Source organism: Jiella mangrovi (assembly GCF_017815135.1).
Lineage (GTDB): Bacteria > Pseudomonadota > Alphaproteobacteria > Rhizobiales > Rhizobiaceae > Jiella > Jiella mangrovi.
The window spans coordinates 74,160-83,303 of record NZ_JAGJCF010000021.1 but is presented as its reverse complement, the minus strand read 5'-3'; the positions used below and the strand labels follow the sequence as shown (position 1 = coordinate 83,303).

Sequence of the window (9,144 nt, the reverse complement as noted above, 5' to 3'; positions counted from 1 at the left end):
TTCAAGCCGTCGCCGAAAGATCGGGATCGAAGAAAGTCGGCATCATCGCCGTCGCCAGAAAGCTTCTCACTGTTCTCAACGCCATGCAGAGAGACAGAAAGGCGTTCGAATGAACACAGTTGCCAGAAACGTTCGACACAACAGAAGCTTAAACGGCGCACTGGATGCTCGGGACGGAGCCCGAGCATGACGAGCGCGATAACAGCGGACGCCTGATCTCGGAGTGTCAGGCACTCGATATGCGCCGTTCGACGAGAATGTCGCGCACACTGAACGGACGCACAAAGGTCGCTCTAGTCTAACCTCTTGAATCACCGCATCGTGCTTTCCAAGAATTGACTCCGATTTTTGGGCCGATGCCGGAGATCGAGAGAAGGCCGTTCCGCCTGCGGGATGGCCTCAATCCATGGGTGCGGGATTGGCCGCCCATTCGGCCTGCAGCAGCCGGTTGGCCGACAGCCGCGCGAAGCGCAGCGTCATCGCCTTGCGCGTTGCCGGCGCGAGGCGCTCCAGCGGGGGCTCACGCAGGATCTCGGCCTCATAGCCGTCGGAAACGATCAGGCCGTATTCGGCCGGGAAGATCTCGGCCGGCACCCCCGGATGGGTGGCGAAATACAGACGGTCGCAATGGAGCCGGTAGATCGGCCATTTCTGGTCGACGCGAAAATCCTGAACCGACGTCTTGATCTCGACGATGGCGATCTCGCCCTTTTCCGACAGACAGACGAGATCGGCCCGCCGCCCCGAATCCAGCGGCATTTCCGGCAGCATCGCGACATTGAGATTCTGCATCAGCCGCTGCACGCCTCGCCGCACCATCATGGCGCGGTCGGACTGGCGGCCGTCGATCAGGGGATCGGTGGCGAAGGGCGAGACGAGAGGCATGGAATCAGAAATATTCGCAGCAGAAACAAAACGCAAACGAATCGCGATAGTGCTGTTGGCTTATGAAGAACATCCGTGATGATCAGTCCCGGCCGATCTCCCGCCGGGTCGTTCCTGTCCGTTGCATGGGCCGAGACGTCGCGGCCGCAGTGGCTGGAAGAAAAGACGTTGTATCGCCGGCGCAGTGACGTCGGCGAAGCTGCGCGATAGCCGGTTTCGGGCGGGGCCCCCGGTCAGTTCTCGCGCAAAAAAACCGTCAGCGGCGGTTTTGAAGAAGCAGGGCGACGAGCGCCGTCCAGCCGGTCTGGTGGGAGGCGCCGAGGCCCTGGCCGGTCTCGCCGTGGAAATATTCGTTGAAGACGATGAGCTCGGTGCCGTCCGCGCTGCGCGGCGCCTCGCCGCCAAGGGCGGCCCGTTCACCCTTGGCATCCTTCAGAAACAGGCTGGTCAGGCGCCGGCTGAGCTCGTCCGCGACCTTGGAAAGCCGGGCCATCTGGCCGGAACCGGTCGGGCATTCGACTGTCAGGCCGTCGCCATAGAAGCGGTCGAACTCGGCCAGCGCCTCGACGATCATCACGTTGAGCGGCATCCAGACCGGCCCGCGCCAGTTGGAGTTGCCGCCGAAGATGCCGGAGGTCGAGGTGCCGGGCTCGTAGTCGACGCTGGCATTGATGCCGTCGCAGTCCAGCGTGAAGGGCGCTCTGCCATGGGCCTTGGAGAGCGAACGCAGGCCGAAGGGCGACAGGAACTCGGCCTCGTCGAGCATCCGCGTCAGGATCGCCCGCATGCGGTGGGCGCGCAGCAGCGACAGGAGCAGGCGGGCGTCCTGGCCCCGGTCCTCGTAATGCGAAACCTGACCGGTCAGATCGGGGCGATGGCGCAGCATCCAGCCGAGCCGGCGGGAAAAATCCGGATGGCGCTCGGCGAGCCCCTTCTCCAGCACCTCCACCGCGCAGAGCGGGATGAGGCCGACGAGGGAGCGCACGCGCAGCCGCTCTTCGGTGCCGTCCGGAAGCACGAGGGCGTCGTAGAAGAAACCGTCTTCCTCGTCCCACAGGCCGTCTTCGTCTCCTTCCTCCGGGCCGACCCGCGCCATGGCCGAGGCGATCACCAGGAAGTGCTCGAAGAACTTCGTCGCGATGTCCTCGTAGACCGGATTGCGCTCGGCAAGTTCCAGCGCCATGCGCATGAGGTTGAGGGCGTACATCGCCATCCAGGCCGTGCCGTCCGCCTGCTCCAGGGTGCCCCCGCCGGGAAGCGGCGCCGAACGATCGAACACGCCGATATTGTCGAGGCCCAGAAAGCCACCCTGGAAGAGATTGCGCCCGCGCGAATCCTTCCGGTTCACCCACCAGGTGAAGTTGATCGTGAGCTTGTGGAAGAGGCGTTCGAGAAAGTCGAGATCGGCCTTTCCGGTCGCTGCCTTGTCCATCCGGAAGACGCGCAGGGCGGCAAAGGCCTGGATGGGCGGATTGCCGTCGCTGAAGTCCCACTCATAGGCGGGGATCTGGCCGTTCGGATGCATGTACCATTCGCGCGTCAGAAGCAGGAGCTGCTCCTTGGCGAGCGCCGGATCGACAAGCGCCGCGGCCATGGCGTGAAAGGCGAGATCCCAGGATGCGTACCAGGGATATTCCCAGGTGTCCGGCATCAGGATCACCTCGGCATTGTCGAGGCTCGTCCAGTCCGCATTGCGGCCATTGCGGCGCTGCGGAGGTGGTGTGGGCTGGGCCGGATCGCCATCCAGCCAGCGCTTCACATTGTAGCGATAGGTCTGCTTCGACCACAGGAGCCCGGCGAGCGCCCGGCGCTGGACGAGGCGGGCGTCGTCATCCTCCATGTCCCGCTGCAGGGCCGCATAGAAGCTGTCGGCCTCGGCCTGGCGGGTCGCTGCGAGGCTGTCGAAGCCTGTCACGTCGAGCGGGGCGGCCGTCGGCGGGGCGAAGCGGTAACGCAGGAAGACGCTCGCGCCGGGCTGCAGCTCGTGAACCGAGAGCGCGGCGCATTTCGTTCCCGACGAAGGCAGCGGCGAGGCGTTTGCGCCGACGACATGATCGTTGATCGCGTCCTTGAAGGCGCCCTCGACCGGCTCGCCATAAAGCCGGCGGATATTGGTCTCGTTCTCGCAGAACAGCCAGGTGGCCGGCTGCAGCGCGGTGAAACGCATCTCAGGGACGCTGGGATGGACGGCACTGACGGCGTCGGGCCCGTCCTGCGCGATCGTCGGCTTTTGCGCGCCCTCGCGCCAGCTCCAGATGTTGCGGGCGACGAGTTGCGGCAGGATGTGGATCGGCTTCGTCTGCGGCCCGCGATTGACGACGGTCACGCGCATCAAAATCTCGTCCGGCGCGTCCTTGGCATAGTCGACCGTCACGTCGAAGAAGCGGTTCTCCGAAAGGATCCCGGTGTCTTCCAGCTCGTATTCCGGCTCGTCCCGGCCTTTGCGCCGGGCGTTCTCGGCAATCAGCTCGTCATAGGGAAAGCGCCCCTGCGGGTAGCGATAGAGCATGCGCTGAAAGGCATGGCTCGGCACGGCATCGAGATGCCACCACAGCTCCTTGACGTCCTCGCCGTGATTTCCCTCGGCATTTGCGAGGCCGAACAGGCGTTCCTTCACGATCGGGTCGGCGCCGTTCCACAGGCCGAGCGAAAGACACCAGTGCTGGCCTTCGTCGCAGAAGCCGGCGATCCCGTCCTCGCCCCATCGATAGGCGCGCGAGCGGGCCTCATCGTGCGGCAGATAGGACCAGGCATCGCCATCGGCGCTGTAGTCCTCGCGCACGGTGCCCCACTGGCGCTCGGCGAGATAGGGTCCCCAGCGCCGCCAGCCGTCCTGCGACGCCCGCGCCACGCGTCGTCCCTCGGCCGTGTCGAAGATCGCCGAGTGCGTATGGTTGGGCTTTGCAGCCATCACGTCATCCTGTCCATGGGGGAGCCGCGGTTGCGGGCCGGGCCGTCATTTGGGTGAGCATAAACGGGCGACGGCATCCATTCGCCTCCGGCCCGTCATCGGCTGGAGCCGATGACCGTCGGGGTCGCGCAGAAGTCCATGCCGGGGCACCATCCCTTCCAGAAGCAGCGTCGTTGCGAGCGGCGAGCCGTCCGCCACCCTTGTCTCGACGACGGCGGGATCCCCGTAGCCGAGAAGCTCGAGATGCGGCGCCCCGTCGCCGGGCGGCTTCAGCGTCACCACATCGCACAGGGCAAAAGGGCCGAGGCCGTCCATCCGTCCCTGTTCGGCGCCCTCGTTGCGCTGGCGGCCGGCGAGGCGGAAGCCGAGCGCTTGGTAGAAAGCGATCGAGCGGTCGACATTTGCGACGGTGATGGCGCTGTGATCGATGCCGAGACACGGGCCGTCCGCCATTTTGTCCCTCCAGCGCTCCGGGACTGCGTCTTCGGGAAACTCCAGGAATTCCAGCGGATGGCCGTCGGGATCGCGGAACTTGAAAGCGGTGGCGCCGCCCGAGGCTTTCGGCAGTCGTTCGGGACCGGCCACCGAGATGGCCGTCCAGCCATCCACCGCCGAGAGCTTCTCCATCGCCGCTTCCATTCGCGAGACGATGATCGCACAGTGCTGAAAGGTCGAGGCGTTGGAGGGGGCTGCGCCGCCGTCCTCGCCTTCCGGATCGGCTCGTTCGGGCCCCTTCGTCGCGGCAACGAGTTGCAGCCGCTCGGCACCCAGGCCGATCACCGGCGCAGCGGCCCTCTCCGGATCCATGGCTTCGATCGGGGCGCAGCCGAAGGCCTCCTCGTAGAACCGGGCGCTCCGGGCGACGTTGCGGCAGACGAGCCTGATTGCCGCAATACGCAGATCCCTCACGGCCAGCGCGCCCCGCGCCGATTGAGGAAGACGGCGTAGAGGGAATGGCTGACGCCGATGAACAGGCGGTTGAGATGGGGTGATCCGCCGAAGCAGAGGTTGGAGACGGTGGCGGGAAGGCGGATCTTGCCGAGACACTCGCCATCCGGCGAAAGGCAATGGACCCCGTCGCCCGCGCTCGACCAGATATTGCCGTCTTCGTCGATGGCCATGCCGTCCGTGTAGCCCGGCGAGACCTTGAAGAAGTCGCTCGGCTCCCCGAGCGATGCGCCACCCGGCGCAACGTCGCACACTCTCAGGATCTGTACCGGATCGGGGCCGGTCTGGTCGCCGGTCTCGGCGATGTAGAGCTTCGTCTCGTCCGGCGAGAAGGCGAGGCCGTTCGGGCCGTCGAAAGCATCGGTGACGCAGGACAGGGCGCGCGTATCGGGATCGAGCCGGTAGACCGCCGGCGTCGTCTCCGAGGTCTGGCGCGTGCCCTCATAATCGTTGGAAATGCCATAGACGGGGTCGGTGAACCAGATCGTGCCGTCGCTCTTCACCACCACGTCGTTCGGCGAGTTGAGGCGTCTGCCCTCGAAACGGTCGGCGAGGATCGTGACCGAACCATCGTGCTCGACACGGCCGACGGCGCGTTCGCGGTTGGAGCAGAAGATCACCCGGCCTTGCCGGTCGCGGGCCTGGCCATTGGCGTTCCCCGAGGGCGTGCGCCAGACGGTGAGGCCCGCCGCTTCGCTGAAGGCCATGGTGCGGTCCCGGGGCAGATCCTGAAACAGGAGGGTGTTCCAGTCTCCCATCCACACGAGGCCCTCGATCCAGCGAAAGCCTTCGGCGAGCTTTTCGATCGGCGCATTGCCGAGAATGTAGCGGGCAAAGCGCGGGTCGAGGACCTCGATGCCGGTGTCGGCGGATCCGTCTTCCATGGGGGAACTCTCGTCTTCAGGAAAAGCGGCAGGGCGTGGTCTCGTCGCGCGGGGTGTCGAACTGGATCACCATGAGGACGGCCGGCTCGTCGCCGATGGTGCCGGATTTGTGGCCCTTCCTCCCGTCACGCTCGCGCGTTCCCTGATCCTCGCCAAAGGAGATTTCGCCAGGGCCCATCTCGACGCGCGTGCCGTCCATGGATTCCACGAACCAGCGGCCCGAAAGCGGCACGATCCACTGGGGCGCCGGGTTCTCGTGCCATGTGCCTTCCCAATGGGGCGGCTGGACGGTGACCATCACGGTCATGCCGTCATGGTGCTTCTTGCCCTGCCATTGAGGGGCGGCGGGCGGCTGCATCGACTTCTTCTCGAACTCGGTCATGTGGCAGCGGACCTGCCGGCTGACGCCGTCTTCGTCGGTGTGAAGATGCCAGTAGGGAACGGTGGGCCTGTCGTCGTCGCTCACGGCGTTGCTCCGATCGTATAAGGCTGGGTGGAAGAGAAGGGCGCAGCGAAGAAGGGGTCCACCGTCGCCGCGCCGGTGCCGAAGGTGATCAGCAGGAAACCGCCGGCGACCGCGAAATTCTTGCAGAAGTCCCAGAATGTGTCGCGTCCCATGGACGGCCCGACCAGGCGGAAATCGGATGTGCGCCAGAACTGCTTGAATAAAACCGCCGTTGCCGCGCAATAGCCGGCGAGGATGAAGGCTGCCAGTCGGTCGCAAATGCCGGTGAGAACGCCGAGCGACATCACCACCTCCACGAAGAGGCCCGTCAGGATCAGTCCGCGCGCCAGGATCGGGCTCTTGACCGCTTGCCCCGCCTGACCGGTGGCGGCCGCAAAATTGGCGATCTTGTCGAAGGCGCTGAAGGGGAAGAAGAGGAGGACGAGGGAAAGCCGTGTCAGGAAGGTGATCAGGATTTCCAGGGTCATCGAACGCACGAGCCTCTTCGTCGGTGAAAGCGATACGCCGGCAATGCACGGCGCGTTCCGGTCTTACGCATTTTTTAGCATCGCGAACCCGTTTGCGAGAATTGCCCGGCCCTCGAATACGGCCAGATAGGAAATGCGGGCGCCATGGCGATTCTGCCCGGGCGCATTCGCCCGAGCCCGGCCACCGACAGGATGAGGAACACCATGACCCCGGATATCGACGAGCGCTTTGACGTCGTGATCGTGGGCTCCGGTCCCGGCGGCGGGACCATGGCCTGGAAGCTCGCCCAGACCGGCAAGCGCGTCCTCCTCGTCGAGCGGGGCGATTATCTGAAACGCGAGCGCGAGAACTGGGACACCAGGGCGGTGTTCGTGGAGGGTCGTTATCAGGTGGACGAGACCTGGAGTTCGGCTTCCGGCGAGACGTTCAAGCCGGGCCTGCATTATTTCGTCGGCGGCAATTCCAAGGTCTATGGCGCCGTCCTTCTGCGGCTGCGAGAGGAGGATTTCGGCGAGATCCGCCATTCGGGCGGTGTTTCACCCGAATGGCCGGTCAAATACGACACGTTCGAGCCCTATTATCAGGCGGCCGAAGAGTTGTTCGAGGTGCGCGGGTCGCGCGGCGAGGACCCGACCGAGCCCCGATCGCCGAGGCCGTACAAGCACGGGCCCATCGCCCACGAACCCCGGATCGAGGCGCTGGCCGAATCCTGGAGGAAGGAGGGGCTCCACCCGTTCCACCTGCCCATGGGCGGGCTGATCGACCAGGACGAGACCGGTGCGGCGACACCCCAGTCGAAGCTTCTGCGCTGCGATCCCTTCGACGGCTATCCGAGCCTCACCAATGGCAAGGCGGATTCCCAGATCATCTGCGTCGACCCGGCTCTCGCGGCGCACCCCAATCTGACGCTTCTCAAGAACGCCTATGTGGACAGGCTGATCACCGATCCGGCCGGACGGGTGGTGACAGGGCTCGAGACCGTCGTCGAGGGCCGGCGCCACCAGATCCGCGGTGACATCGTCGTGGTCGCCTGCGGGGCCCTGTCCTCGGCGCTCCTGTTCTTGCGCTCGGCAAGCGATGCCCATCCCAGCGGCCTCGCCAATCGGTCGGGCCAGGTGGGGCGGAACTATATGCGCCACAACAATGCGACGGTTCTGGCGATCTCGCGCACGCCCAATCCGACCGAGTTCCAGAAGACCCTCGGTCTCAACGACTTCTATCATGGGCACGACCGGTCGCCGGCCAACCCGCACGCCTTTCCGCTCGGCCATATCCAGATGGTCGGCAAGTCCGACGGCACCCAGATCGAGGCCGAGGGCCTGCCGGAGATGCTCCACTTTCTGCCCAAACAGCCCTTCGACTGGATCGCCCGCCATTCCATCGATTTCTGGCTGACTTCGGAAGACCTGCCGATCCCGGACAATCGCATCCATTACCGAGATGGGCAGGTGCATCTCGATCTGACGCCCACCAATATGAAGGCGCACGAACTCTTGCGCGAGACGCTGCGCCAGATCTGCGACAAGGGCGATATCCACCCTCATCTCGTCGATCAGAAGCTTTATCTCGGCAAGAACACGCCGATCGGCGGAACCGCCCATCAGGCGGGGACCCTGCGCCTGGGCGAGAACCCGGAGACAAGCGTCCTCGACCTCGATTGCCGCCCCCACGGGATCGACAATCTCTATGTCACCGATGCGAGTTTCTTTCCCTCGATCGGGGCGGTGAACCCGACCCTCACCATCATCGCCAACGCGCTGCGCGTCGCCGATCATATCGCAGAGAGGTTATGACGAGAGCGGCAATCGGGTGTGTGAAACCGGTTGTTCGGGGCTCGAGCCGGCCGTCAGTCCCGATTTCCGGTCCATGGAAAGTCTCGTGCCCGATCAGCCACAGACCCTCGTCCTTGCGCAGACGCCTCGTGATCGCGAGCCCGGTCGAGGACCCTTGCCGTCAATCAAACCGCTCGCCGGCGATTTCTTCCAGGATCGGGCAATCGGGGCCTTCGCCTGCCGCGCAGGCGGTCGTGAGCGCGCCGAGGGCTCGCTTGAGCGAGTGCAGTTCGGCGATCTTCTGGTCGATCTCCGCCAGCCGACGCTTCACCAGCCTGTAGACGTCCTCGCGGTGACGGTTTTCGTCATCGTAAAGCGACAAGAGCTTGCGGGCTTCGGCGATGGAGAAGCCCAGCGAGCGCGATCGCTGCAAAAAGCGCAACACATGCACGTCGCGCTCCTGATAGTCGCGATAGCCGTTGTTCGCCCGCGCCGGCTTGATCAGTCCGACGTCCTCATAGTAGCGGATCGTCTTCGGCGGCAGGCCAGACCGGCGCGCGGCCTCTCCGATATTCATGGTCTGAACCTCTTGGGTTCGCGATGTCCCGATCGGCGATGCAGATGTCGCTTTGCCGCCACAGGTCAACTGTGACGGCGGGGCAACAAATTGTTTCTTAACCATGCTGGGCTGAAATGCGGACATTGCTCGATCGCCGGATGAAGCCTATCGAAAGCGTGAACCGGATCAGCTGACCTCGAAGGTCGAGCCGAACAGATATTCCGATCATTCAAGAACCATTGGCAGCCGTC

At 64.7% G+C, this 9,144-nt stretch carries 8 protein-coding genes; 1 reads left to right on the top strand and 7 read right to left on the bottom strand.

Translation table 11 applies throughout. The features are described from left to right. Window positions 1-399: 399 nt before the first annotated feature. From J6595_RS20130 to J6595_RS20105, 6 genes are all read right to left on the bottom strand, one after another. A complete protein-coding gene (locus tag J6595_RS20130) occupies window positions 400-885 on the bottom strand; it encodes an MmcB family DNA repair protein (protein ID WP_209597097.1) in 486 nt (161 codons plus the stop codon). A gap of 256 nt (window positions 886-1,141) precedes the next feature. Continuing rightward, window positions 1,142-3,796, bottom strand: a complete 2,655-nt coding sequence (locus J6595_RS20125; RefSeq protein ID WP_209597095.1) for an MGH1-like glycoside hydrolase domain-containing protein — start codon at window positions 3,794-3,796, stop codon at window positions 1,142-1,144. Window positions 3,797-3,841: 45 nt separating this feature from the next. After that, complete coding sequence (locus J6595_RS20120) at window positions 3,842-4,705, bottom strand: VOC family protein (RefSeq protein ID WP_209597093.1); 864 nt, start codon at window positions 4,703-4,705, stop codon at window positions 3,842-3,844. Further along, the gene (locus J6595_RS20115) at window positions 4,702-5,628 is read right to left on the bottom strand and encodes an SMP-30/gluconolactonase/LRE family protein (RefSeq protein ID WP_209597091.1); all 927 of its coding nucleotides are present in this window, start codon (window positions 5,626-5,628) and stop codon (window positions 4,702-4,704) included. The genes J6595_RS20120 and J6595_RS20115 overlap by 4 nt, the downstream gene beginning before the upstream one ends. 16 nt (window positions 5,629-5,644) lie before the next feature. Then, a complete protein-coding gene (locus J6595_RS20110; RefSeq protein WP_209597089.1) occupies window positions 5,645-6,094 on the bottom strand; it encodes a cupin domain-containing protein in 450 nt (149 codons plus the stop codon). After that, window positions 6,091-6,561: a DoxX family membrane protein gene (locus J6595_RS20105; protein ID WP_209597088.1), complete on the bottom strand. Its 471-nt coding sequence runs from the start codon at window positions 6,559-6,561 to the stop codon at window positions 6,091-6,093. The genes J6595_RS20110 and J6595_RS20105 overlap by 4 nt, the downstream gene beginning before the upstream one ends. A gap of 204 nt (window positions 6,562-6,765) precedes the next feature. On the opposite strand from J6595_RS20105, the gene J6595_RS20100 reads away from it, so the two are divergent. Beyond that, window positions 6,766-8,355, top strand: a complete 1,590-nt coding sequence (locus J6595_RS20100; RefSeq protein ID WP_209597086.1) for a GMC oxidoreductase — start codon at window positions 6,766-6,768, stop codon at window positions 8,353-8,355. A gap of 160 nt (window positions 8,356-8,515) precedes the next feature. On the opposite strand, the gene J6595_RS20095 is transcribed toward J6595_RS20100, so the two are convergent. Continuing rightward, window positions 8,516-8,911: a MerR family transcriptional regulator gene (locus J6595_RS20095; protein ID WP_209597110.1), complete on the bottom strand. Its 396-nt coding sequence runs from the start codon at window positions 8,909-8,911 to the stop codon at window positions 8,516-8,518. Window positions 8,912-9,144 lie beyond the last annotated feature (233 nt).